The 25,559-nt window shown below is 61.9% G+C and carries 22 protein-coding genes; 9 read left to right on the top strand and 13 right to left on the bottom strand.

From position 1 onward, the window contains the following. Window positions 1-66: 66 nt before the first annotated feature. A complete protein-coding gene (locus tag CLV85_RS10580; RefSeq protein WP_100389591.1) occupies window positions 67-843 on the bottom strand; it encodes a VTC domain-containing protein in 777 nt (258 codons plus the stop codon). Further along, window positions 840-1,502, bottom strand: coding sequence for a DUF4956 domain-containing protein (locus tag CLV85_RS10575; RefSeq protein WP_100389590.1), 663 nt, complete (start codon window positions 1,500-1,502; stop codon window positions 840-842). Before CLV85_RS10575 ends, CLV85_RS10580 begins: the two co-directional genes overlap by 4 nt. Before the next feature lie 155 nt (window positions 1,503-1,657). Between CLV85_RS10575 and CLV85_RS10570 the strand changes: the two genes are divergently transcribed. Next, entirely contained in the window at window positions 1,658-2,365 is a 708-nt protein-coding gene (locus CLV85_RS10570) for a M50 family metallopeptidase (RefSeq protein WP_100389589.1), read from the top strand. Between the two features lie 66 nt (window positions 2,366-2,431). Here CLV85_RS10570 and CLV85_RS10565 read toward each other — a convergent pair whose 3' ends face one another. Genes CLV85_RS10565 through CLV85_RS10555 form a run of 3 tightly spaced genes read right to left on the bottom strand, consistent with a single transcriptional unit; the run spans window position 2,432 to window position 4,831 of the window. After that, the gene (locus CLV85_RS10565) at window positions 2,432-3,679 is read right to left on the bottom strand and encodes an FAD-dependent oxidoreductase (protein WP_100389588.1); all 1,248 of its coding nucleotides are present in this window, start codon (window positions 3,677-3,679) and stop codon (window positions 2,432-2,434) included. Window positions 3,680-3,739: 60 nt separating this feature from the next. Further along, window positions 3,740-4,567, bottom strand: coding sequence for an alpha/beta fold hydrolase (locus CLV85_RS10560; RefSeq protein ID WP_100389587.1), 828 nt, complete (start codon window positions 4,565-4,567; stop codon window positions 3,740-3,742). Window positions 4,568-4,618: 51 nt separating this feature from the next. Beyond that, complete coding sequence (locus CLV85_RS10555) at window positions 4,619-4,831, bottom strand: hypothetical protein (RefSeq protein WP_100389586.1); 213 nt, start codon at window positions 4,829-4,831, stop codon at window positions 4,619-4,621. 242 nt (window positions 4,832-5,073) lie between these two features. Here CLV85_RS10555 and CLV85_RS10550 point away from each other — a divergent pair, with 242 nt between their 5' ends. Then, a complete protein-coding gene (locus CLV85_RS10550; RefSeq protein ID WP_229820546.1) occupies window positions 5,074-6,069 on the top strand; it encodes a DUF4349 domain-containing protein in 996 nt (331 codons plus the stop codon). Here CLV85_RS10550 and CLV85_RS10545 read toward each other — a convergent pair. Further along, on the bottom strand, window positions 6,066-7,106 hold the full coding sequence (locus CLV85_RS10545; RefSeq protein WP_100389880.1) for an LLM class flavin-dependent oxidoreductase: 1,041 nt from the start codon (window positions 7,104-7,106) through the stop codon (window positions 6,066-6,068). The genes CLV85_RS10550 and CLV85_RS10545 overlap by 4 nt on opposite strands. Before the next feature lie 132 nt (window positions 7,107-7,238). After that, window positions 7,239-8,240 (bottom strand): LacI family DNA-binding transcriptional regulator, encoded by a 1,002-nt coding sequence (locus CLV85_RS10540; protein WP_100389585.1) that lies wholly within the window; start codon window positions 8,238-8,240, stop codon window positions 7,239-7,241. A 217-nt stretch (window positions 8,241-8,457) separates the two neighbouring features. On the opposite strand from CLV85_RS10540, the gene CLV85_RS10535 reads away from it, so the two are divergent. The 4 genes from CLV85_RS10535 to CLV85_RS10520 all read left to right on the top strand — a co-directional run bounded on the left by CLV85_RS10535 (window position 8,458) and on the right by CLV85_RS10520 (window position 14,036). Next, window positions 8,458-9,726, top strand: a complete 1,269-nt coding sequence (locus CLV85_RS10535) for an ABC transporter substrate-binding protein (RefSeq protein ID WP_100389584.1) — start codon at window positions 8,458-8,460, stop codon at window positions 9,724-9,726. 62 nt (window positions 9,727-9,788) lie between these two features. Then, on the top strand, window positions 9,789-10,775 hold the full coding sequence (locus tag CLV85_RS10530) for a carbohydrate ABC transporter permease (RefSeq protein ID WP_100389583.1): 987 nt from the start codon (window positions 9,789-9,791) through the stop codon (window positions 10,773-10,775). A gap of 10 nt (window positions 10,776-10,785) precedes the next feature. Beyond that, window positions 10,786-11,673 (top strand): carbohydrate ABC transporter permease, encoded by an 888-nt coding sequence (locus CLV85_RS10525; protein WP_100389582.1) that lies wholly within the window; start codon window positions 10,786-10,788, stop codon window positions 11,671-11,673. A 47-nt stretch (window positions 11,674-11,720) separates the two neighbouring features. After that, window positions 11,721-14,036 carry a beta-xylosidase/alpha-l-arabinosidase gene (locus CLV85_RS10520; RefSeq protein ID WP_100389581.1) on the top strand — a complete coding sequence of 772 codons (2,316 nt, stop codon included), beginning with the start codon at window positions 11,721-11,723 and terminating at the stop codon, window positions 14,034-14,036. A gap of 166 nt (window positions 14,037-14,202) precedes the next feature. On the opposite strand, the gene CLV85_RS10515 is transcribed toward CLV85_RS10520, so the two are convergent. The 3 genes from CLV85_RS10515 to CLV85_RS10505 all read right to left on the bottom strand — a co-directional run bounded on the left by CLV85_RS10515 (window position 14,203) and on the right by CLV85_RS10505 (window position 19,498). Then, window positions 14,203-16,053 (bottom strand): alpha/beta hydrolase family protein, encoded by a 1,851-nt coding sequence (locus tag CLV85_RS10515; protein WP_100389580.1) that lies wholly within the window; start codon window positions 16,051-16,053, stop codon window positions 14,203-14,205. An 86-nt stretch (window positions 16,054-16,139) separates the two neighbouring features. Continuing rightward, complete coding sequence (gene glpK, locus CLV85_RS10510) at window positions 16,140-17,657, bottom strand: glycerol kinase GlpK (protein WP_100389579.1); 1,518 nt, start codon at window positions 17,655-17,657, stop codon at window positions 16,140-16,142. Window positions 17,658-17,725: 68 nt separating this feature from the next. Then, the gene (locus CLV85_RS10505) at window positions 17,726-19,498 is read right to left on the bottom strand and encodes a glycerol-3-phosphate dehydrogenase/oxidase (RefSeq protein ID WP_100389879.1); all 1,773 of its coding nucleotides are present in this window, start codon (window positions 19,496-19,498) and stop codon (window positions 17,726-17,728) included. A gap of 151 nt (window positions 19,499-19,649) precedes the next feature. Between CLV85_RS10505 and CLV85_RS10500 the strand changes: the two genes are divergently transcribed. Beyond that, complete coding sequence (locus tag CLV85_RS10500) at window positions 19,650-20,681, top strand: sugar-binding transcriptional regulator (RefSeq protein WP_100389578.1); 1,032 nt, start codon at window positions 19,650-19,652, stop codon at window positions 20,679-20,681. Here CLV85_RS10500 and CLV85_RS10495 read toward each other — a convergent pair. Continuing rightward, window positions 20,678-22,114, bottom strand: a complete 1,437-nt coding sequence (locus tag CLV85_RS10495) for an NAD(P)H-quinone dehydrogenase (protein ID WP_100389577.1) — start codon at window positions 22,112-22,114, stop codon at window positions 20,678-20,680. The genes CLV85_RS10500 and CLV85_RS10495 overlap by 4 nt on opposite strands. A gap of 164 nt (window positions 22,115-22,278) precedes the next feature. On the opposite strand from CLV85_RS10495, the gene CLV85_RS10490 reads away from it, so the two are divergent. Both CLV85_RS10490 and CLV85_RS10485 read left to right on the top strand, forming a co-directional pair. Then, complete coding sequence (locus CLV85_RS10490) at window positions 22,279-23,115, top strand: purine-nucleoside phosphorylase (protein WP_100389576.1); 837 nt, start codon at window positions 22,279-22,281, stop codon at window positions 23,113-23,115. Continuing rightward, entirely contained in the window at window positions 23,112-24,779 is a 1,668-nt protein-coding gene (locus CLV85_RS10485; RefSeq protein WP_100389575.1) for a phospho-sugar mutase, read from the top strand. The genes CLV85_RS10490 and CLV85_RS10485 overlap by 4 nt, the downstream gene beginning before the upstream one ends. A 59-nt stretch (window positions 24,780-24,838) precedes the next feature. On the opposite strand, the gene CLV85_RS10480 is transcribed toward CLV85_RS10485, so the two are convergent. Next, a complete protein-coding gene (locus tag CLV85_RS10480; protein WP_100389574.1) occupies window positions 24,839-25,111 on the bottom strand; it encodes a PTS sugar transporter subunit IIB in 273 nt (90 codons plus the stop codon). After that, window positions 25,108-25,557 (bottom strand): PTS sugar transporter subunit IIA, encoded by a 450-nt coding sequence (locus CLV85_RS10475; RefSeq protein WP_100389573.1) that lies wholly within the window; start codon window positions 25,555-25,557, stop codon window positions 25,108-25,110. Before CLV85_RS10475 ends, CLV85_RS10480 begins: the two co-directional genes overlap by 4 nt. Window positions 25,558-25,559 lie beyond the last annotated feature (2 nt).

Raw genomic sequence — 25,559 nt, 5'->3', positions numbered from 1 at the left:
TCGACCACGCAACAAACGTCGCCCGTCCGTGAGGGCAGTCACGAACGGGCGACAAGTATGTGGCGCTTAGGCAGCGACGCTCTCGAGCGCCGGAGCGAAGTGTTGACGGAGCACCCGCGACCACCGGTTGTGCGGCAGTTCTGGGCGAAGGGCGGCAAGGCCGGTCGCAAACTTGGAGATGCGATCCGGGCGATGTCCCATCTTCCAGAGAAGGCGGTCGACCTCGCTGGCCTGGCCCGACGACTTGGTTTCGACAATGACGGTGTCGTCGAAACGAAGCGCGTCGTCGTCACACTCCCACGCCAGCGCACTGTCGATCGTGCACCGGCTGCCGCTGCCCGGCAAAAACAGAGTCGTGCGGGTGTAGCGCGTCGTGAGCACCGGCTCCATGGTGTCGGAGTCGATCCCGACGACCGAGGCATCCTGCAGCAATTCGTCGATGTACTCGCGACCCTCGACTGTGAGACGGTCGCGCTCGTCGAAGCTGTACGGCAGGCGCTGCTTGGCGGTCGTGCCGCGCGAGCCCTTCGTCTTCACTTCGAGGTAGCAATCCCCCGTGTCCAGATAGCTGCGAGTGCGGGCCTTGAAGCGACGGCGTCGCGGATGCGCGGCCAACAGGTAGCTCGCCGCCTCCGGAGTATCGAAGTACACCGACTCGTAGTCAAAGTGCTGCTGCCCATTGATCTCGAGCACGCGAGCCTGAGACTCGAGCTCGGCGAGCAGTGCTTCCAGGTCGGATGCCGGCACTAGGTACTTGCGGTCGACCCGCGTCAATAGCGAGGCGCGTTCGGCCAGCTCCTCGAGCGAGATGGATGCGAAGCGGGTGGTGTTTGGCGTGTTCATCGCTGTGCTGCCTCAAGGTTGTCGTGCGCACCGCTAGCGGCTGCGGTCGGCGCAGCGGTTGCGGTGTTGCGGGCCGAGCGAGCACCCTCAACGAGGCGGTAGCGAACATCCACCACCGTCGTGTCGTTGACGAGGTCGAGCTTCGACACCGTGAGCGAGTGAACGCGAGCGCCCAGCAAGTTTTCGAGACGCACACGCAGGGTGGGCTCGTCGGCGATCGCGGCATCCAGCGTCACTGTCTGCTGACGGTAGGCGCGGAACAGTCGCGGGTGGTCGCCGAAGGTCATCACGAGCAAGATCATGGCCATGAGCGCCGGGGCGACGTAGACCGAGACCAGTGAGGTGGATTCGCTGGCGAAGCCTGCAGCTCCGAGACCCGCGATGAGGCCGAGGGCGAGTGAGGCGAAGTAGTACGCCACTTCGTGCTGCGCGATCTCCGAGGAACGGAGGCGGATGATCGAGAGAACTCCGAACAGGCCGAGACCAAGGCCAACACCGACGGCGCTATCGGCCAGCATGACCGTAACGGCCATCACGCCAACATTCACGATGAGGTAGGCGACGAGCAGGTCGCGGCGGCGGTGGCGCGCAAAATACAGAGCGAAAGTGAGAAGACCGACGGCGACAAGGTCGAGGGCGATCATGGTGAGTTGGCTCATTGCGGGGCTCCAAAGTTGTTACGAAGAGTGGTCGTGCTTTCACGCTGGTCCCCATTGAGCCCGAGAACTCTATGGACTTTCTATGAACGATCTCGACGCGGCGTGGGAGTCCTAAAAAGGCCTCACTCGTAGCTTCGAGGTGAGACAATTCCCGAATGGATGCCCTTCTCGACTCCCTCGCCCGCACGACCCCGGTCGACATCTCGCCGACTCTGCTGATCGTGATCGTGGCCGCAGCGGCCGTGCTGAGCATCCCGCAGCCCATCTGGAAATGGTTCGGACTCTTCACGACCCTCGTGCACGAACTCGGCCATGCTGTCGGCGCGATTCTCACCGGTCGCTTCGTACACGGCATGAAGATTCGGATGAACCACTCCGGTGAAGCTGTCAGTAGCGGCCGCGGCAAACTGGGCTCCGTGATCAGCGGATCGCTCGGCTATCCCGCGCCGGCCATCGTCGGAGCCGTGCAACTCTGGTGCGTCACCCAGGGCTACACCGCCATGGCGCTGTTCATCGGCGGCATCATCCTCGTGCTCACGCTGCTCGTGATTCGCAACCTCTTCGGCTTCCTTGTCGTGGCCGTTTCCGCCGCCGCGAGCGCCGCGCTCTGGGCGTGGGCAACGCCCGAACAGCAGAGCTACGTGCTCCTCGTGATCGCGATCGCCCTACTCGTGGGAAGCGTGCGCGGCCTCGCCACCGTGATCGGTGTTCACACTCGCCGCCGCGACCAGCTGAGCACCTCCGACGCCTACCTCCTCTTCAAGCGCACCGGCATTCCCTCGGTATTCTGGCTCCTCGTCTTCGCCGCCCTCATCGGCGCCAGCGTTGTCTGGGCCGTCACGATGGTGCTCGAGACGTACTAAGCCCGCGGGCGCTAGGGCGCTCGGACAGCAGAGGTTGACCCCTGGCTGACGTGGGCCCGGTTCGGCCTACGCGCGCGGTTTCAGGATGCCCGGAGCAATGCGTTCCGGCCGGAAGCCGTAGCCCACGATTCGCGCCAAAATCGGGCGCACGCGCGGCAACACCACCGCGATCACGAAGCGTTCGCGCAGGCGCGGTGGGTTGTGCAGAACGACTCCACTCGTGGCGCGATTGATGAGCCGGTGCGCTACTCGTTGCATGCGCTGCATGAGCACCGTGGGCAAGGTGCGGCGACGCTGCACGGCGGCGCATGCAGCATCGATTGCTGCGGCATCCGTCCCCTTCTTTCGCAGCACGGGAACGAGAGTATTCGCGAGGGCAACGGCGTCTTGAATCGCGTAGTTGATGCCCACGCCGAATGCGGGCGACATCGCGTGGGCGGCATCGCCAATACAAATCGCACCGGGTACCGACCATTCAGGCAGGCGATTGATTTGCACCGACAGCAGTTTCACGTCGTCGAAGCTCGCGATCTCGTGGGTCACGTCGCGTAGGCGTGGTGCGGTCGCCGCAATCTTGTTGCGGAACGCTTCGATGCCCGCCTTCTGAAATTCAGGAAAACTGCCTTTTCGAATGAGAAGCCCGCACTGAAAATAGCCGGGTCGCGGGATCGTGACGAGAGCCGAACCACCCCGGATGTTAGCGAGAGTGTCGCGCATCGGTTTCGTGGGGCGCGGCACCCTAAACCACAGCACATCAATGGGAACGCCATAATCTGCCGGCACTAAGCCGAGGGCATCGCGCACGGCTGAAGCGCGCCCATCGGCGGCCACCGAGAGCGCCGCGTTCACGCGAAGCGGCCCGTCGGGCGTCGTCGCTTCGATTCCGACAACGCGCCCGTTTTCCTGAATTTCCGAATGGGCGGTCGCCTCGAGCACCAAACGAAACGAGGTTTGCCGCTGGGCTTCTTCCACCAGCATGTTCAGCAGATCCCACTGCGGCATGAGCGTCACGTAGCGGTGTGGCGCCGGCAGTATCGTGAAGTCAACGGCACGAAGCCGGATGCCGTCAATCACCGCATCGAGGACGGAAAGCTCGCTGTGGTCAATCTTCGCCGCCGCCTCGCCCAACCCGAGCTGGTCGAGCAGATTCAGCGTGGACGGGTGAACGGTGTCGCCGCGAAAGTCGCGCAGAAAGTCGGCGTGTTTCTCAAGTACCACGACATCGATGCCGGCGCGAGCCAGAATGAGACCGGCCATGATTCCGGCCGGGCCTCCCCCTGCGATGCAGACGGTGGTGTCGAGTTGCTGGGCCATGAGAGTTCCCTCCGTTAGCTCCACGCTACTCCTGCCGCTCGCGGAGGTTACCGCTCGCGGCTAGCGCGCCTTCTGCGCCAGTTCGGCGCCGCTATCGATCACGGAGACCAGTCGCTTGGCCAGGCGTTTGCGCACGAGGTGGTCGTTCGCCTCGACTCGATGCATCGTCACTTGCCGCATCTGTTCGACGATGCGCATCGTTCCCGGTGCGATGAACTGGTCGAGAGAGCCATACACCACGTCAATCGGCACCCGCACGGAGGCGATATCGCTCACGGTTGTTTGAGTTTCGATGCAGTTCTTGAGGCTCAGCACGAAGGCTTGCCAATTGCGCTCGGATACATCGAGGATGTCCTCGAGCTGAAAGAGACGGCCTAACGTTTCAGCGGTCGCCATCGTGAAATCTTTGTTGTCGCGCAAGAACTCGTAGGCCCGCATGTAAGCGCCGACGCGGGCACGCACGAGTGGATCGCCGATCTGGTTCGGCGGCACGTAGATGGGTGGGCTCACCAGAACGAGGCGACTGACCTTGCTGGGGTGCATCGCCGTGTAACGCGCAGCGAGAAGGCTGCCGAGCGAGTGGCCCACGAGAATAAAAGGGGCGTCGAGCTTGAGCGAATTGATCGTGGCACGGATGGAATCCACGTGCTCTTCGATCGTGAAGGTGGCATCCGCGGGGCTGGGTGATTCTCCAAAGCCGAGGAGATCGAACGAGATGCAGCGGTAGTGATCTGAAAGCTGCGGGATGACATGGGTGAATGTCGCCGCGGACGAGGCGATCCCGTGAAGAAAGATAATCACGGGGCCTTCGCCCTCATCCGCAGCAATATTCAGCAGCGGTGCTTTCGACGGGGTAACCCACCGTCGAAACGCCGCCCATAAACCCATGTGCTCAGTATCCCAGTCCCAGACGGGTGGATGCTGAGTTAGCGAACCAATTTAGCGAAGGTTCTCTTTGTACTCGTTCTTCGCTTCGGTGGCTTCGCTCTCGGCTTTCGCGCGCTCGAGGTCGGCTTCTGCCTTCTTCACCTCGGCATCGGCCTCAGCCTGGTCGGCTGCGTCACTGACGCGCTCCTTGGTGTCGTCGACGAACTCTCCGACCTTCTTTGCGGTGGCTTCGCCGGCGTCCTTTGCGTTATCGATGAGACCCATGATTCCTCCTTGTGTAAGTAATCCGTGTCTTTCAGTGCCTCGCTGTGAGGCACTATTTCACGATATCTGCGGCGTGCCAGCGGCATCGAATTTTCCATAGAACCCCAAGTGTGCTTTCAGAAAACGTCAAGCTCATGCCCACTGCGCGCGGAGCTCACGAGCGATAACGATCAGGTGGTGACGCTCGAATCGTGACAAACGTTGGGTAGTTTTTCCGCATCCCGCAGCCCTACATTGAAAACATGAGGCGCACACTAAAGATCACCACAGCACTGGCATTTTCCGCACTCGTTCTCTCGGGCTGTTCTGCCGGGATGAGCAATCTCTCGACGAGCGAGTCGTCGGAGTATCTCGTTGACGAGGCGATCGAGGGGCGGTCCGGCACGTCCGGCGACGTTCAAGAACTTGGCGCCCCCGCCGCCGACGGCGCTCTCGCGAATGAGTCCGACATCAGCCGCGAGGTCATCACTACGGGCTACATGGCCGTGACGGTAGTGAGCCCCGATGAAGCGACCGCCGAGGCCATCCGCATCACCGAATCTGTGGGTGGTCGCGTTGACGGCCGCAACGAGTATGCGCCGTCGGAAGGCAACCGGGGCAGCTCCACCCTCACGCTGCGCATTCCGGCATCCAACCTCACCGCCACGCTCGACAAGTTCAAGGAGCTGGGAGAACTGCAAGAGGTCTCCACCAACGCCCAGGACGTCACGATGCAGTCGCGCGATCTGGAAGCGCGCATCACGGCTCTCGAAGCGTCGGTCGACCGTTTGCTCGCTCTGCTCACGAAGGCAAGCGACACCGAAACGTTGATCCAACTGGAGACCGCAATCTCTAGCCGCCAAGGGGAACTCGAGAGCCTGAAATCACAAAAGCGGTACTTCGATGATCAGGTTGCGATGTCGACGCTCACGCTCAGCCTAGTCTCCGAAGCGGATGCCCCCACCACCGAACCCGACACGTTCCTTGACGGACTCGCGGCCGGCTGGGCCGGGCTCGTTGCCTTCTTCTCCGGCCTTCTCGTACTGCTCGGAGTGCTGCTGCCGTGGCTCGTTCTTCTCGCGATCGTCGGCGGTGTCATCGTAGTGATCGTGCGAACGGCATTGCGTTCAGGCAGACGTTCGACCTCCGCAGCACCGGCCGCGACATCCGCCCCGGTTGAGACAGCGACGGCTGAGACGGAAACGGCACACGCCGACGCAGCCACCACCACTACCCCCGAGGAGCCGAAGGCCGACTAGGCCTTCTCAGCCAGCAACTCTCGAACCCGAGGAATGACCTCGGTGGCGTACAACTCAATACTGCGCATCATGCGTTCGTGAGGCAGGGTTCCTGCGCTGTACTTCATGTCGAATCGCTGGATGCCGAGGGCAGAGATAGTGTTCGCTATCTTTTGCGCCACGGTCTCCGGCGATCCGGCGTACATGGAGCCGTGCTTCACTTCGCCGATGAACTCATCAACGCTCGACTCGGGCCAGCCACGGTCGCGACCGATGCGGTCACGCATCGTCTTGTAGTGCGGCCACATCTCCTCGACGACCTTGTCGTCGGAGTCGGTGATGTAGCCGGGCGAGTGAACGGCGATCGGCAGGTCGGGTTGCCCCAACTCGGCCAAGGCGTTGTGGAACAGCTGCGCGTAGGGCGCGAACCGTTCGGGTTGGCCGCCGATGATCGCCAGCACCATGGGCATCCCGTAGCGGGCGGCGCGCACGACAGATTCGGGGCTTCCGCCGACGCCGATCCAGGTCTTGAGCGAGCCAGATTCGGTGCGCGGGAAGACTTCTTGGTTCTTCAGGCCGGCGCGAAGAGTGCCCGACCACGTAACCGGCTCTTCCTTGATGAGTTCAGAGAACAGGTCGAGCTTCTCAGAGAAGAGCGTTTCGTAGTCGGCGAGGTTGTAGCCGAAGAGCGGAAACGATTCGGTAAATGAGCCGCGACCGAGAATGATCTCCGCGCGGCCGTTCGACAGGGCATCCACGGTGGCAAAGCGTTCGTAGACGCGCACGGGGTCGTCAGAGCTCAAGACCGTGACGGCTGAGCCCAACTGGATGTTGGTGGTCGCGGCGGCAAGAGCGCCCAAGACGGTCTCGGGAGCAGTGATGGCGAAGTCGTCGCGGTGGTGCTCACCCACGCCGAAGTAATCAATGCCGAGCTTGTCGGCCAGCACTCCCTCAGCGACAACGTTGCGGATGACCTGCGCTTGGCTGAGCGGCGCACCGTCTTCATCTACCGTGACGTCGCCAAATGTGCCGAGTCCAAACTGAACCTGCTGATTCACGAGCTCCCTTTCGCTGAGACGCCGATCGCGTCTGTAGGCAAAACCGTAGCCGGGCATCCGCTATTCCACGATCCTGAAGCAGCCACCCGCCAGATGGCGGTGGGCAGATACCGGGCTCGCGGTCGAGGCGAGCTAGACCGAGTCGCGCCGCACCAGAGTGGTGGGCAGAGTGTCCCTAATTGGCGCCGCTGTCGGAGCGGCTATGAGCTCAGCGAGCGCCGTGACCATCCGCGCACCGAGTTCTTCGAGGGGCTGCCGCACCGTGGTGAGCCGCGGTTCAAGAGTTGTCGCGATGACGGTGTCGTCGAACGAGACAAGCGAAATATCTTCGGGCACTCGTCGACCGCGCGTTTTGAGCGTTCCCACTGCACCCGCCGCCATGAGGTCGGACATCACGAAGACCCCATCGAGATCAGGGTGCTGGTCGAGCAGGAGCCCCATGGCCTCCGCGCCGCCGGCTGTTTGAAAGTCTGACTCGGCGACGAGGGAACTATCGAGGCCGTGGGCGTCAAGGGCCTGCTGGAAACCGCGAAGACGGTCTTGAGAAACGCCCATGCCGTGAGGACCGGTGATGACCCCGATGCGGCGGCGACCAGCGGCGATCAGCGCCTCGGCCGCGAGCACACTTCCACCGACGTTGTCGGAGTCGATATACGACAGCGGCGCCTCGGCGGACTCAATGGGTCGCCCCAGGAACACGACGGGAAGATCGGACTGCGCGAGCAGTCGAGGCAGCTCGGTGTTGTGCGCTTCGAGAATCACCATCGCGCCGTCAACGTGGCTGGCTTCGAGAAAGCGAAGGAACTTCTCGTCGCTTTCATCGTTGGCGCGCAGCAGCATGACGAGTTGCTGATCAGTCTTGGCAATCTCGCGGATGGCTCCGTGGAGGGCCATCGCGAAGAACGAGTTCGTCATGCCTTCGATGTTGGTTTCCGAGACGATGAGCGCGACTGAGTCGTGGCGTCCTCGGGCCAGCGAGCGGGCTGCCGGGTTGGGGCGAAAGCCTAGTTTTTCGGCGGCTCGCTGCACCGCGGCACTGCGCTCGGGGTGCACCGTGAGCTTGCCGTTGATCGCTCGGGAGGCTGTAGTGCGCGATACGCCCGCTTCACGAGCGACGTCGTCGAGGGTAACCATCTGCACATCATCCCCTGCCGCGTCGTGATTTGTGGAACTCGCACCGCTGATCGTTGCGAATTTTAGGGAAGCGCAATCTTTTTGTTGTCATTCCCCACATAAGCCTATACGGTGGCATTACTTCATCAAGGAAGCGCTTCCTCGACCACACCTCGAACGCTCTTCCTCAGTGGAGGCCCCCTCAATTCCCCAATCACACCTCAACGTGGAGGACGTAATGTCAGCGAAAAAAATCGCCAGAACAGTGATCGCCGGAGGCGCGGCTCTTGCGCTTCTTGCCGGATGCTCGGGCGGAGGTGACACCGACGGGAAGATCACCCTCGACGTTTGGACCTTCGGTGGCATGGGCCTCGACGAAGCATTCGCGACGTACCAAGAAGAAAACCCCGACATCATTCTCAAAGTCACCAACGCGGGTGGATCTGATGAACAAGCGCAGGCCCTCACCACTGCTCTGGCTGGCGGTAAAGGTCCTGACGTCGCGGCGATCGAGGTCGGCTACATGTCGCAGTTCAAAGCCCAACCACAAAACTTTGTCGACCTGCGCACTCTTGGTGCCGACGACATCGAAGGAACGTATCTTGACTGGCGCTGGTCTCAAGGCGTCGCCGCTGACGGCTCTGTCGTCGGCATCCCCACTGACGTCGGCGGACTCGCCATGGCCTACCGCACCGATCTGTTCGAGGCTGCGGGGCTCCCGACCGACCGCGATGAAGTGAGCGCCCTGTGGCCCACGTGGGACGACTTCATCGACGTCGGCGCCCAGTACCGCGAAGCTACCGGCAAGGGAATGATCGACAACGTCAACAGCGCAATCTTCAACCCCGCCGTTCGTCAGGGTGACGAAATGTATTACGGCTCGAGCGACGACGACCTCGTGTACGACAGCAACCCCGACGTGAAAGAAGCGTTCGAGTATGCGCTCGACGCCATCGACGCTGACATCACGTCGCGCACCCCGTCGTGGAGTGAAGCGTGGAACGCCGGCATGAACAATGGCGACTTCGCCGTGCTCGCCGCTCCTTCCTGGATGATGACCTACATTTCACAGCAGGCACCCGACACTGCAGGAAAGTGGGACATCGCAGCGGTTCCCGAGAACGCCGGCAACTGGGGCGGTAGCCAGCTCACGATCCCGGCCAAATCTGATCACCCCGAAGAAGCCTTCGCCTTCATCGAGTGGCTCATGTCGCCGGAGCGTCAGCTCGAGATTTTCCAGGCTCACGGCAACTTCCCGTCGACGCCGGAACTTTACGAAACCCCCGACATCCAGAACTTCACGAGTGAATTCTTCAGTGATGCTCCGGTTGGGCCGATCTACGCCAACAGCGTGGAATCGATCCAGCCCATCTTCGAAGGCCCACAGCAACGCATCATCGACACCGCGATCTTGAACTCGCTCTCGCAGGTTGAGAACGGTGAAGAACCCGCAGCGGATGCGTGGTCCACGGCAATGAAGAACGTCAAGACTGCCCTCGGCGGCTAGTGCTCTCGGGGCGGGCTCACACTCGTGAGCCCGCCCTCCCATCCCCTGTCAAGGAGTTCGCCATGGTTTTGTCTGCCCCTCCCCGTTCAACCTCTCCCCGCTCGACCTCTGTTCGTCGACTCACGAAGAGCACCGCTCCGAAGCCTCGACGTCGCATCAGGTCGGCGTCGCGCATGGACGCCTTCGCGCCCTACATGTACATCGCGCCGTTCTTCGCCCTGTTCGCTGTGTTCGGCCTGTTCCCTACCGTCTTCACGTTCTACGTCGCTCTCTTTGACTGGAACCCGATCGGCGGCCAAACCTTCATTGGCTTCGAGAACTTCGTCACCCTGTATGGCGACGAACGGTTCTGGAATGCGATGCGCAACACCTTCAGCATCTGGATTCTCTCGACGGTGCCGCAGCTTCTGCTCGCGCTGTTCCTCGCCCAGTTGCTCAACAATGCGCGGTTGAAGTTCGCGAACCTCTTTCGGATGACGATGCTCGTTCCGTACATCACCTCGGTGGTGGCGACCACGATCGTCTTCGCGTCGCTCTTCGGCCGCGACTACGGCCTCATTAACAGCTTCCTCAATCTCTTCGGGATCGAGTCGATTGACTTCGCAGCGAACACCTTCGCGAGCCACATCATGGTCTCCACCATGGTGCTTTGGCGCTGGTTCGGTTACAACACCCTCATCTATCTCGCGGCGCTCCAGGCCATTCCGAAAGACGTCTACGAGGCGGCGGCGATCGACGGTGCCGGTGGCTTCAAGCAGTTCATTTTTGTCACGATCCCCTCGCTTCGCCCAGTCATCATCTTCACGGTGATCGTGTCGACGATTGGTGGCCTGCAAATCTTCACCGAGCCTCTACTGCTTTCCTCCCCGGGCCTCACCGGTGGTGCTGGGCGTCAGTTCCAGACCCTGAGCCTGTTCATGTACGAGCAAGGCTTCGGAGATTTCAAGTTCGGTTACGGCTCGGCCATCGGAGTGACGCTGTTCGCTTTGATCGTCGTGTTCTCCGTCATCAACTACTTGCTCTCTCGTCGCATCACCTCAGACGAATAAGGACGCCATCATGACTACTCACTCTTCAAACGCCGCCCCTGTCATCCGACCCACCGGCCGCCCGCTCAAGCGTGCATTCGTCGGCCGCGTTCGCTGGTGGACCTACGCGTTCCTCATCGCCTCGGTTTTCATGAGCGCCTTCCCGCTCTATTGGATGTTCGTCGTCTCCACCAACGACTCGGCTGCGGTCTCGCAAATGCCTCCAACAGTTCTTCCCGGTGGCAACTTCTTCGCCCTCGCCGAGCAGGTTTTCACGACCGTTCCGTTCGTGCAGAGCCTCGTGAACTCGTTCGTCGTGGCGGGAAGCATCGCTCTTGCCCAAATGGTGCTGTGCACTCTCGCTGGCTTCGCGTTTGCGAAGCTGCAGTTTCGCGGCCGGGATCCCCTCTTTATCGTGGTGCTCATCACGATGATGGTTCCCACTCAACTCGCGGTTATCCCGCTCTACATGATCATGTCGAACCTCGACTGGATCGATTCGCTGCAGGCGCTCATCGTGCCCGGTATGGCGAGTGCGTTCGGTATTTTCTGGATGCGCCAGCACTTGGCGAGCGTTCTCAACAACGAGCTCATGCAGGCGGCACGAATCGACGGGTGCAGCACTTGGCAGATCTATTGGCGCATCGCATTTCCCCTCGTGCGCTCGGCTGCCTTCGTGTTGGGCCTGTTGGCGTTCGTCACAGCGTGGAACGACTTCCTCTGGCCCCTCATCGTGATCCAGTCGCCCGAGAACTACACGGTGCAATTGGCCATCAAGGCGCTGCAACGGCAGTACTTCGTTGACTACGGCCTCGCCATGTCCGGGTCATTCCTCGCGACGATTCCACTGCTGATCCTGTTCATTTTCGTCGGTCGCAAGATGGTTGCCGGTGTCATGGATGGCGCGTTCAAGGGCTAAGCCTTGACCTGCCTCAGCTCCCCTTCGCTTCCACCCAGAAAGAAAAAATGACTCTCTCCACTACTGCACTATCTGATTTTCCCGAAACGAATGATCAGGTCGAGCACCTCATTGCGCAGATGACTCTCGAAGAAAAGCTCGCCCAACTCGTTGGCATTTGGGTCGGGGCCGGCGTCGATGGCCAAAGTGTTGCCCCGATGCAAAGCGCGCAAGATGATGGCGCCGACGACTTTAACGAGTTCTCGAAGAACGGCCTCGGCCACCTCACTCGTGTGTTCGGCACGGTACCCGTCAGCCCGAGTGCTGGCCGGTCGGCACTCGGCCGCACCCAACGTTGGCTGCGCGACAACACCCGCCTCGGCATCCCTGCGATTGCGCACGAAGAGTGCCTGACTGGTCTTGCTGCGTGGCAAGCCACCACGTTCCCTACACCTTTGGCGTGGGGCGCGACTTTCGACCCTGATCTCATCGAGGAGATGGGGCACGCCATAGGCGAAAGCATGGCGAAGCTCGGGGTGCACCAGGGGCTCGCTCCCGTGCTCGATGTGATCCGCGATGTGCGTTGGGGCCGCGTTGAAGAGTGCATCGCCGAAGACCCCTTCGTCGTGGGAGAACTCGGTTCCGCCTACGTCCGCGGGCTGCAATCCACGGGTGTCATCGCCACCCTCAAACACTTTGTCGGGTACTCGAACTCACGGGCGGGGCGCAACCTGGCTCCCGTCTATGCCGGTCCGCGCGAAGTCGCCGACGTGCTGCTTGTTCCTTTTGAGATGGCGGTGCTGGATGCGGGGGTGGGCTCGGTCATGCACTCGTACGCCGAAATTGACGGCGTGCCTGTCGCATCCGACCCCACTCTCTTGACTGACCTTCTGCGCGACCGTTGGGGCTTTGAGGGCACTGTGGTCGCCGACTACTTTGGCGTCGCGTTTCTCGAATCACTGCACCAGGTTGCGAGTGATCTTGGCGACGCGGCCGCCCAAGCTTTGGCCGCCGGTGTCGATATCGAACTGCCTACGGGGAAGGCTTTCTTGGCACCGCTCGCCAAGAAGGTGCGCAGCGGTGAGGTCGACAGCGCGCTCGTCGATCGAGCGCTGCGCCGAGTTCTCATACAGAAGCAGCAGCTCGGCCTGCTTGACCCCGAATCCGCCGCATTCTCGGTAGACGCGGATGACGACGAGATCGACCTTGACCCGCCGCATCACCGTGCGATCGCCGCAACCATCGCGGAGAAGTCGGTCACACTACTGAGCGACGGAGGCATTCTGCCGTTAGCTCCGGATGCTCAGATCGCCGTGCTGGGACCCAACGCGCACCGCACCGCCGCCCTGTTCGGCTGCTACTCCTTCGTCAACCATGTACTCGAGCGTCACCCGGAGGTCGAGATGGGTTTCGAGGCCGCGACGCTGTTCGAGAGCCTCAACCACGACTTCAGTTCGGTGCTCGGTTTCGCGCCGGGTTGTGCCGTGGATGACGATGACACCTCACAGATTGCCGAGGCTGTTGAGCTGGCGAAAACCGCCGGGGTCGCGGTGATTGCTGTCGGTGATCACGCTGGTCTCTTCGGCCGCGGCACCGTGGGTGAGGGCTGTGACCGCGACTCGCTTGAGCTTCCCGGGGTGCAGCGTCAGCTCGTCGAGGCCGTGCTCGACTCCGGAACTCCCGTTGTTCTCGTGGTCATTTCCGGTCGCCCCTATGCCATCGACTGGGCGGCAGCTCGCGGAGCAGCCATCATTCAAGCATTCTTCCCCGGCGAAGAGGGCGCCGCCGCGATCAGCGGTGCGATTGCCGGTCGCCTCAACCCCGCGGGCCGACTCGCGGTGTCGGTGCCGCGCTCAGCAGGGTCGCAACCGTACTCCTACCTTCACCCGCGACTCGGTGAACCGAGCGAAGTCTCGAACCTCACCACGGCCCCCGCCTTCCCCTTCGGCTTCGGGCTCAGCTACACGAGCTTTAGCTATTCGGAGGCGGGCATCGACTCCGAGACGATTGCGGCCGACGGCAGGTTCGACATCCACTTCACAGTGACCAACACGGGCACCCGCGAAGGTGACGACGTCATTCAGGTGTACGCCAACGATGTCGTGGGTTCCGTTACCCGGCCCATGCGTCAGTTGATCGCGTTTACTCGAGTGACGCTTCAGCCGGGAGAGTCACGAACTCTCTCGATGAGCATCCCCACCACCCGCATCGCGTTCAGCGATCGCAGCATGACGCGCATCATTGAGCCCGGCGACGTGCGGTTGTGGCTCGGCAGCGACTGCGAGACCGAAGCCGCGGCTCTCGGAACAGTCACGATCACGGGGCCCGTTCACGCTGTGACCACCGACGACAGCCGCACCGTGGACATCACCGTCGTCGCCTAAACAATCTGGCTTTCGGCGGGCGACAGAGCATCGCCCGCCGAAATAGCGGATGCCGCACCGCCCGTACTTGTCCCACGGGCACGCGGGCTCCGCACACAACAGCGCCCCGGTCGAGATGGAGACCGGGGCGCTGCTGGAGCCGATCAGTTGATCGGAGAGGGTGTACTTACGCTGCGGTGAGCGTGTTCGTTACCGAGATGAGGGTAACGATTGCCGCGTTGATGAAGCCGGCGATGTACGGGTTGTTCGTCTCACGGTAAATCTTGCGCGAGATGACTGCGGTTACGGCCAGGATGAGGATGACCGGGTAGAGCCAGATGCTGAAGATTCCGCCGAAGCCGTCGATCGTGTACCCCGTGGTGAAGAAGTTGGTGTACTGAGCAACGACGAGAACAATGGGTGCCAGAGCGTTGAAGAACGCGAGCAGTGCCGTGTTGATCCACTCCTTGCCGCGGATGGAGAAGCGGTTGAAGGCGTTGACCGCAACCGAGTTCGCAACGAAGTAGATCGCGAAGAGCGGCAGGTACATGAGCGCAATGCCGACCTTGTCAGGCGTGAAGGCCTTGACGGCGACGACCCACCAGCGGAAGTCCGTCTTGAAGAAGTAGTCGAGCACGAAGACGATCGCGTAGGCCGAAACAACGACGACAAACGACAGACCGAGGCCGTGGAAGAACTTCTTCCAGCCAGGCAGTACTCCGGATGCGCGAAGGTCGAGACCGTTCTTGCGTCCGAAGATAAGGTACGAGATCACCATGATGATGATCGCGGCAATCGCGTTGACCGCGGCCCAGAAGGCTACGAAGAACACGGCGCCCTGAGGCATGAAGAACTGAACAGCGTTGAACGCGATCGCGCCCACCCACGGGGTGTTAGCGAGGATCAACCAGCTCCAACCGGAGATGATTGCCGAAACAACCAGTCCGCCCCAGAACCAGGCGAGTCCCTTACGGGTTGCGGGCACTACTGCTGCAGCAGGAGCGCGCAGTCCAGCGAACGCGCGGGTCGAGAGCAGTGCACGCGTGAAGGCGACGAGGAAGATTCCGAAGCCGATCAGTCCGAAGAGCGTGAAGGTCTCCTTGACCTGCCACACCTGCGAACCGGCTGCGATCTCGTTGGGAGCGCCGAATGCTTCTTGGAAGAACTCGATCTGGCTGCCGACTGTCGTCTTGGAGATGGTTCCCCACGGGTGGTTCTCTGCTGGCGTGTAGACGATGCGGAGAGCATCCTCACCGTCGACAGAGTCGGTGTAGAACTCGCTCGCTTCGCGAACGTCAGAGGAAACCTCTTCCGGGTTTGCACCGAAGTGGAGGAACGACTGTGCGTTCGGGGTTCCGATGTACTCGCGCGGCGGCGTGAGAACTTCGCCCTCGGGGCTGTAGCTGCGGAAGAAGAACTCGTCGTACTGGTCAGCAACGATTCCGACATCGCGGGCACCGTAGAGGTTGAAGTACGCGTTCTCAGCTTCGGCATCCGTGTAGACAGCGTCGTTGTCGACGAGCAGGATGGCCGAGATGAGCTGTTCGTCAGCGGCGTTGTCGATCACGGTCGAGAAGTTTGCTGCGCGTGCACCGTTCGAGTGACCGCTCACACCAATCTTGTCGGTGTCAACGTAGGGGAAGTCGGCGACGAGCTTCACAGCGTCGTACATACCGGTTCCGCCGAGCGTGACGTCAGGGGTCAACGGTGAGGAGTTTCCGTGACCGTACATGTCGATTGACACGACGACGTAGCCACGACGTGCAAGCTCAACGTAGTTGGCGTCTTGCATTTCGCGGTTGTTCCACCAGCCGTGGCTCACCACGATGGCCGGAACCTTGTTGTCGACGGTTGCCGTGTCAGGCTTGAAGAGCAGCGCGCTCATCATCTGGCCCGACGAGGTCTCCCAGCGCATGTCCTTCACGCTGATTGAGCCTGCACCGGTTTGAACGATGGACGCACCGATGGATGTGACCAACATCATGACTAGCGAGAGAACGAGCCAGAAGCTGTTCCTCTTTACTAACGAGGTTTTCATTGATTCCCTACCCCTTCGTGGGTATCGATTGCTGTGTGGTTATGGACGTGACTGACAGCACGCCCGTCATGGGTAAATCAGGCAGATCAGGTCTCCACGTCCTCATCAACCCAGCCCATGGTCTTGGTTACCGCCTTTTTCCAGTTGCGGTAAAGCTGATCTCTCTCGAGGCGAGCCATTTGCGGCTTCCACCTCTTGTCTTCGTTCCAGGTGGAGAGCACGTCGTGCTCGCTGCCCCAAAACTCGACCGCGATGCCGGCCGCGAATGCTGCGCCGAGAGCGGTGGTTTCGGTGATGCGGGGGCGGATGACGTCCACGCCCAGCTGATCAGCCTGAAACTGCATGAGAAGTTCATTGGCCACCATGCCGCCGTCGACGCGGAGTTCCGCGAGGTCGACTCCGGCATCCGCATTCATGGCGTCCATGACCTCGCGCGTTTGGTACGCGGTGGCTTCGAGCGCTGCACGAGCGATGTGGTTCTTGGTGACGTAACGGGTGAGTCCGAGGAGAGCTCCCCGAGCATCCGGTCGCCAGTAGGGGGCGAAGAGTCCGGAGAAGGCGGGCACGAAGTAGGCGCCACCGTTGTCTTCGACTTCGAGAGCGAGGCGCTCGACATCGGGAGCGTCGGAGAACATGCCGAGGTTGTCGCGCAGCCACTGGATGAGCGATCCCGTGACAGCGATCGAACCCTCGAGGGCGTACACGGGAGCGGCGTCGCCGATCTTGTAGCAGACCGTAGTGAGCAGGCCGTTGTTGCTGTGAACGCGCTTGTTGCCGGTGTTCAACAGCAAGAAGTTGCCGGTGCCGTACGTGTTCTTGGCCATTCCCTCGCTAAAGCAGGCCTGGCCGAACGTCGCCGCCTGCTGGTCGCCGAGGATGCCCGCGATGGGCACTCCGGGCAGCGAACCGTGGTCGCGGCAGTGGCCGAAGATCTCGCTGGAGGAGCGAATCTCGGGCAGCATCGACATCGGAATACCCATGTCTGCTGCGATGTCTTCGCGCCACTGGAGAGTGTCGAGATCCATGAGCATGGTGCGGGAGGCGTTGGTCACGTCGGTCGCGTGCACTCCCCCATCGACACCGCCGGTGAGGTTCCAGAGCAGCCAGGTGTCGATCGTGCCGAAGAGTAGCTCGCCGCGGTCAGCGGCTTCTTGAGCTCCGTCGACGTAGCGCAAGATCCACGTGACTTTGGGGCCGGCGAAGTACGGTGCCAGCGGCAGTCCTGTGATGGCCTTGTACTTTTCGAGACCCTCGGAGCCCGCAAGCTCGGTAATGATGTGCTGGGTACGAGTGTCTTGCCAAACGATCGCATTCGTGACCGGAAGGCCCGTGGTCTTGTTCCACACCACCGTGGTTTCACGCTGATTGGTGATGCCGACGGCGCCAATGTCTTGGTAGGTCAGGTTGGCCCGCGAGAGCGACAGCCCGACGGTCTCTCGAACGTTGTCCCAGATCTCCATCGGGTCGTGTTCGACCCAACCGGCACGAGGGAAAATCTGTTCGTGCTCGAGCTGACCGCTCGAAACGATACGCGCGTCGTGATCAAAGATGATCGAGCGTGAGCTCGTCGTTCCTTGGTCAATCGACAGTATGTACTGTGTCATCGTCGGCGTATCTCCATTGATCGTCTGTACTTCGTGAGGCGCTTGCGCGCCCAAATCCAGTAGTTCGGTTACTTTGTTTCGAGTGCTGCGGGGGTCACAAGCGGCACGATCTGCGGTGCTGCTTCGCGCACGTCGGATGCGCTTTCGTCATCGCGGGTGAGCGCAGCAGCTGCTACGGCCTCCGCCATCTGGGTGTAGACAGCGACTTCGTGAGCGGTGGTCTGCTCATCCCAGCCGAGAAGCTTCGCGGCAATTTCTGCCACCTCGGGTACAGCGGCCATTGCCTCGTTGAGGTACTCGTAGTTCATGCGGGTGCGACGAACCATGAGGTCTTCGAGGTGCAGGGCACCTTCGTGGGTGATCGCGTAGGCGATTTCGGCACGGAGGTAAGCGGAGGCCTGCGCCAGCGGCTTGGCCATCTCAGGCTCGGCCTCAGCGATGGCGGCGATCTCGGAGATCTTCGCGCCGTAACGGTGCAGCAGGTGGTCGATCATCTGATCGCTCCAGCCGAACTTCGCTCCGAGTGCCGCAGCACCGGCGGTTGCTTCCTCGAGTCCTTCAGCGCCCAACAGTGCGACAGTTTCGGTGGTTGAAGGGTTGGCCTTGGCCGCGTCCTTACCGATCGCGAAGTCAACGGCATCCTTCGCCATCACGCGGTACGTGGTGAACTTTCCACCAGCGATAACCGTGAGGCCCGGGATGGGCGACGCAACAGTGTGCTCTCGCGAGACCTTGGCCGAGTTTGTGCCTTCCATCGTGCCCGGCTGCAGCAAGGGGCGAAGTCCCGCCCAGGTGCCGATAACGTCGGTGCGGTCGATGGGGTTTGCGAGCACTGCGTTGGCTTCAGCAATGACGTAGTCAATGTCATCGGCGGTTGCCGCAGGGTTGAGAAGGTTCTCTTTCCACGGAGTGTCAGTGGTGCCGATGACCCAATAGCGTGACCAGGGAATCACGAAGAGCACGCTCTTGGAAGTTTGCAGGATCAGGCCGGCTTCACCCTTGATGCGTTCGCGAGGAACAACAATGTGGATGCCCTTGGAGGCCAGAACTTTGAGTCCGCCGCTTTCGTGGGCGAGGGCTTGAGTCTCGCCGGTCCAGACGCCGGTGGAGTTGATGACGGCCTTGGCGCGAACGGGGAATGTCTTTCCCGTTTCGAGGTCAACCATGACGGCGCCGTTGACGACACCCTCATCGTTCTTCGTGATCTCGACGACCTGCATGCGGGTAGCGGCGCCTGCGCCGTGAGCCGAGGCGGTGCGGATGACGCTCACGACGTAGCGAGCATCATCGACGTTGGCGTCCCAGTATTCGATCGCGCCGACAGCGGCATCGTGAGCGAGACCGGGGAAGCGAGCAGCGAGCTGCTTGCGCGACATGTGGCGGTGCCACGGAACGCTGCGCTTGCCCGAAGTGCTCTTGACGGTAACCGAAGCGAGGAAGTCGTAGAGAGCAATTCCGGCGCCGACGAAAGCGCGCTCCCACACGTGGTGACGCAGCGGGTAGAGGAACGGCAGCGGACGCACGAGGTGCGGTGCCACGTTGTTGAGCAACAGGTCGCGCTCGGTGAGTGCTTCGTGCACGAGCTTGAAGTCGAGCATCTGCAGGTAGCGAAGCCCGCCGTGGATGAGCTTGCTGGCGCGGCTGGAAGAGCCGGCGGCCCAGTCTTGGGACTCAACAACGACGGTGTCGAGACCGCGCGTGGCGGCATCCAGAGCAATTCCGGCGCCGGTAATTCCACCACCGATGACGAGAACGTCAAGTTCACGCCCCGGCTCTGCGCTCTCCATAAGACGCTGGATGGCGCTGTCGCGGGTTTCGCGGGTGAGGGACTGGTCAGCCATGAACACTGCTCTTCTATCGTGTGGTGGTGGTTACCGCCGAGGGCGGCTGTGAATCTTCTGGGATGATCCACTGCTCAGCAGCGTATTACGCTAGCTAGGGTCAATGACAAACTGAGCAGCACATCTGCACGAACGTGCAAGGATGGACGTTATGGAACGCGAAGAGGCAATGCTGGCCGCATCGTCGATGTACTACTTGCAAGACATCAAGATGGACACCATTGCGAACCACCTACATATGTCCCGCTCAAGCGTGTCCCGATTGCTGCGGGATGCCCGCGATAGCGGCCTCGTAGAAATCACGCTTCGTCCCACTCCCACGCGGGGCCCGGGTCTGGCCAAAAAGATCGAAACGTGCTTCGGAATCGCCACCCATGTCGTGCCCGTCGCTGACCTTGCCGACGAGACAGAACGGCTCGAGCAGGTAGCGAAAGCCACCGCTCGAATGGTCACCGGCTGGTTCGATTCCGACATGATCATGGGCGTGGCCTGGGGCACCACGTTGGCCGCGATCTCGCGCCATTTGGGCAAGAAACCCACCCGCGGAAGCGCCGTCGTGCAGCTCAATGGAGCGGCTAACGTTCGCACCTCGGGCGTGGAATATGCCGGCAACCTCATCGCCAACTTTGGCGACGCGTTCGACGCCCAAGTGCACTTATTCCCAGTGCCGGCGTTCTTCGATTACGCCGAAACACGCAATGCCATGTGGTCAGAGCGGTCAATTGTGCGCGTGCTTGAGTACCAGCGTCGCGCGGATATTGCGCTCTTCTCGATCGGCGCCATCGCCGGTGAAGTGCCCAGCCACGTCTACTCCGCCGGCTACCTCGAAGCGGGCGACATCGAAACGCTCGACAGCGAAGGCATTGTGGGCGACGTGTGCACCATCTTCCTTCGCGAAGATGGCAGCTACGAAGACCTCTCGATGAACGCACGTGCAACCGGCCCCACCCCGGCAGAACTGCGTGCGATCCCCCGCCGCATCTGTGGCGTGGCCGGCGATAACAAGGTCGTTCCGCTGCTCGCAGCACTGCGGGCGGGCGTCATCACCGACCTCGTGATCGATGAACAGACCGCCACGAAGCTCGTTGAACACGTCATGGAGCTGAAAGAAGGAGCAGCGTCAGCCGAAGAGCTAGCCTTCCAAGAACGCCAGAGCGCGGCAGAGCCAGCGACCGCGGGCTAGTGAACGACGTGCATGGCGCGTGCGGCATCCGTAATGCTGCCTGTCAGTGACGGGTACACGGAAAAAGCGCGGGCAATCTGGTCGACCGTGAGGCGGTGCTCTACTGCGAGCGCCATCGAGATGATGAGCTCAGAAGCATTCGGCGCCACGACGACGCCACCGATAACGGTGCCAGAGCCGGTGCGAGCAAAGAGCTTCACGAAGCCGTCCTTGATGCCCATCATCTTGGCGCGCGGGTTGGAGGCCAGCGGCAGCTTGTAGATGGTGCCCTGAGCGAGGCCGTCTTCGATCTGCTTTTGCGACCAGCCGACGGTGGCAATCTCGGGCTGAGTGAAGATGTTGGATGCCACGTTGCGCAGTTCGATCGGCGTAACGCCGTCGCCCATGGCGTGGAACACCGCAGTGCGGCCCTGCATTGCGGCGACCGAGGCGAGCGGGAAGAAGTCTGAGCAGTCACCGGCCGCATAGATCGACGGCATCGAGGTGCGGGCAACGCGATTGACGCGGATGTGGCCGGATTCGGTCAGCTGTACGCCAGCCTCTTCGAGGCCAAGACCTTCGGTGTTCGGCAATGAGCCGACGGCCATGAGGCAGTGCGAGCCCTCTACGGTGCGTCCGTCGCTGAGCGTCGCGATGACGCCATCCTTGGTGGTCTTCACGGATTCGGCGCGCGACTTGGAAAGAACGGTCATGCCGTTGCGCTTGAAAACGTCTTCAATCACGCGGGCGGCATCTTCGTCTTCCCCCGGAAGTACGCGATCGCGGGAGGAAATCAAAGTGACTTTGGCACCGAGCGCGGTGTAGGCCGAAGCGAACTCGGCACCGGTGACACCAGAGCCCACCACGATGAGGTGCTTGGGGGTTTCGTCGAGTGTGTAGAGCTGCGTCCACGTGAGGATGCGCTTGCCATCGGGCAGAGCGGAGTCGAGCACGCGCGGGCGTGCACCCACAGAGACGATGACGGTGTCAGCATCCACTTCGTCGAAGTCGGTGCCCGACTTACCCTTGCCGGTCGAGACAACGAGGCGCTGGGGGCCATCGAGACGCCCCTCGCCTTCAATGATGCGTACGCCGGCCTTGATCAGTTGCGACTTCATGTCGTCTGACTGCTGCTGGGCAAGGCGCATGAGGCGCGCATTGACGGCAGCAAGGTTCACGGTGATGTCGGGGCGAACGGCCCGCCCGGAGTCGGAGCGTGAGTAGAACTGCACGCCCAGGTCGGCGGCATCCCGAATCGCGTTCGTCGCTTCTGCCGTTGCGATCAGCGTCTTCGAGGGCACCACATCGGTGAGCACTGCTGAGCCGCCGACGCCGGCGCGCTCAACGAGAGTTACTTCGGCTCCCAACTGGGCACCCGCAAGGGCTGCTTCGTAGCCACCGGGGCCACCACCGAGTACTGCAATTCGTTGGGTGCGCTCAAACTCATAGGCCATGCCCTTATTCTCGCGCGGTTCTGCCCCAGCGACAAACCGTCGACGCACCGATGTGCATGCGGCTCTCATCGGCGGCTCAACAGCAGCGACACGCGCGCTTCGCTGCTCACATTCGCGCTCAACCGCTCGGTGAGTTAACTGCCCCAGCGTTTAGAGTGGATGCCATGTCACAGTCGCCACTCACAAACCCCCTCGACGACCCCACTGCAGACCCGTTTGAGGTCGCTAAGGAAGCCGCTGCCGCAATCGCAGCCGCGACCGGAGTCGAGAAGCACGACATTGCCCTCACGCTCGGTAGCGGCTGGGGCAAAGCCGCCGATCTGATCGGCGAAACTACTGCCACGATCCCCGCCTCCGACATCCCCGGTTTCTCCAAGCCGGCGCTTGAAGGCCACGTCGGCACTCTGCGGTCGATCCTGTTGCCGAGCGGCAAGCGCGCCCTCGTCATCGGCGCACGCACCCACTACTACGAGAACCACGGCGTTCGCCGCGTTGTTCACTCCGTGCGCACCGCTGCTGCTACCGGCGCCACGACCATGATTCTTACCAACGGTGCCGGTGGCATCAAGGAGACGTGGAAGCCGGGAACACCGGTGCTCATCAGCGATCACCTCAACCTCACGGCCGACTCGCCCCTTGAAGGTGCGACGTTCATCGACCTCACCGACCTGTACAGCAAGCGCCTGCGCGAGATCGCGAAGTCGATCGACTCGAGCCTCGACGAGGGTGTGTACACGCAGTTCCGCGGCCCGCACTACGAGACTCCCGCCGAAGTTCAGATGGCTAAGACCATGGGTGGCCACATCGTGGGAATGTCCACGGCGCTCGAAGCGATCGCGGCGCGCCAGGCTGGCATGGAAATCTTGGGAATGTCGCTCATCACCAACTTGGCGGCCGGCATCCAGACCACTCCCCTCAGCCACGAAGAAGTGATTCAGGCGGGCAAAGACGCCGAAGTGCAGATCAGCAACCTTCTCGCCCAGATTGTGAGCGCCCTATGAGTGCAGCACCCCTTGGCACCGACGAACTGATTGCCGCCGCCAATGCTTGGCTGGAGCAAGACCCTGACGCGGTTACGCACACCGAGCTCGAAGCCTTGATCACGGATGCCACCCAAGGCGACGAGGCCGCTATCGCTGGCCTCCATGACCGCTTTGATGCGCGGCTCGCCTTCGGCACGGCCGGGTTGCGCGGCGAATTGGGTGCCGGCCCGAACCGCATGAATCGGGTGCTGGTCACTCAGGCGGCTGCGGGACTTGCCGCCTACCTGCTCACCCACGAGCTGAGCCCCAGCATTGTGATCGGCTACGACGGGCGGGTGAACTCCGAGGTCTTTGCCCGCGATACCGCCACGATCATGGCGGGTGCCGGAGTGCGCGCCATTCTGTTGCCACGCCTGCTGCCGACACCTGTGCTCGCGTTCGCTGTTCGTCACCTCAACGTAAGCGCGGGCGTGATGGTTACCGCTAGCCATAACCCGGCGATTGACAATGGCTACAAGGTCTATCTGGGCGGCGACAACCACGGCTCGCAGATCGTCTCCCCCGCCGACGCCGACATCGCCCACGCGATTGATGTTGTAGCCAAGGGATCAATCGCCGATCTGCCGCGTTCAACCGATTTCGTCACGACCGACGACGGCGTTGTCGATGAGTACATCGCGCGCACGGCAGCTCTCGCAGGCCCGGTCAAAGACATCACTTACACGTACACCGCGATGCACGGTGTTGGTTGGGAAACCACTCAGGCTGTGTACGCGAAGGCTGGCCTCCCTGCCCCCGCGCTCGTGGAGGAACAGGCTCAGCCCGACGCCGCGTTCCCCACCGTTGCCTTCCCCAACCCTGAAGAGCCGGGCGCCATGGATCTCAGCTTCGCGAAAGCTCGCGAAGCTGGTGCCGACCTGGCGATCGCTCATGACCCGGATGCCGACCGTCTTGCCGTCGCCGTTCCCGGTCGTGATGGTGAATGGCGCCGCCTGAGCGGAAACGAAGTCGGCATGCTGCTCGGGTGGCGTGCCGCAGAGCGTTCGAATGGAACGGGAAAGCTCGCCGCGTCGATCGTCTCCTCTCCTGCCCTGCGCGCCATTGCCGCCGATTACGGCCTCGACTACTCCGACACCCTCACCGGTTTCAAGTGGATCTCTCGCATCGATGGGCTGATCTTCGGCTACGAAGAAGCCCTCGGCTACCTCGTCGACCCCGACAAGGTTCGCGACAAAGACGGCATTTCGGCCTCGGTCGATTTCCTGTCGATGGCGGCCGAACTCAAAGCCGAAGGCTCGACGATCCTCGACCGCCTCGACGCGTTCACCGCACGCTTCGGAGCCTTTGCTTCGCGCCAGGTCTCACTGCGCTTCGCTCAGATCTCGGAAATCGGCGACACCATGACGCGCTTGCGTGCCGCGGCACCCACGAGCGTCGGCGGCCTCGCGGTCGAATCGTTCGATGACTTCGAGAACGGCGTCGACGGGTTCGCCCCCAGCAACATCATCCGCTTGCAGATTGAGGGCGGCGCCCGCGTGATTGTGCGCCCCAGCGGCACCGAGCCCAAACTCAAGTTCTATGTGGATGCCTCCAGCACGGCAGGCGACGGCGCCGAACGGCAGGCTGCCGCAGAAGCCGTTGCGAGCCAGCTTGAGGCAGGCATGCGCGAGCTTCTCAGCTAGCGCTAGCGCGAGCGCGAGCGCTTACGCACAATCAGACACTCTCAGAGGGCGTCCTTGGTCTAGCCGAGGGCGTCCTCGAGTTTTTGTGCCAGTTCAGACGTGTCGAAGAGATTCACGATCACGATGACGTCGGCGTTCGTCTTACCGATCGCTTCAACGAATTCTTGGCTGGTGAGGATGATCTGGGCATCAGCGGCAACAGTGCGCACGGTGCTGACGTCGGCGGCGACCACAGTCGCTTCGAGGTCAAGAGCCTTGAGGGCACGTTCCGCGTTGATCTTGAGAACACCAGAACTGCCGATACCAGCACCACAGATGGTCACAATCTTCATTCGGGGGTCACTCCCATAATGCGCTGAACTTCGGCGGGGGTTGTTGCGGCAGCCAACTGGTCGATTGCCGAGGAGTCGTTGAAGATGTTCGCGACGGCAGCAACCGCGGCGAGATGCGCACCGGCTTCGGTGATGGCAAGGCCGAGAACGACACGAACCGGGTCGTTGTGCGCGTGACCGAAGCGAACGGGTTCCTTGAGTGTCACGATCGACAGCCCGTTCGCAATTACTTGCGGGCCGGGGCGTGCGTGCGCCAAGGCCAGGCCGGGTGCGATCACAACGTAGGGGCCGTGGTCCTCGATCATGCGGATCATCTCGTGGGCGTACCCGGGATGGGCCGCTCCAGAACGCGCGAGTGCTTCGCCAGACAGCGCAACAGCGGCACGCCAGTCCTTGGCACCCACACCAATTTCAATCGCTGATTCGGGCAGCGGGGGAAGTGACATCA

Origin of the sequence: Salinibacterium amurskyense, from assembly GCF_002797685.1 — a bacterium.
Classification (GTDB): Bacteria; Actinomycetota; Actinomycetes; order Actinomycetales; family Microbacteriaceae; genus Rhodoglobus; species Rhodoglobus amurskyensis.
The sequence above is the reverse complement of the archived record's forward strand: the minus strand, read 5'-3'. Positions and strand labels throughout refer to the sequence as shown.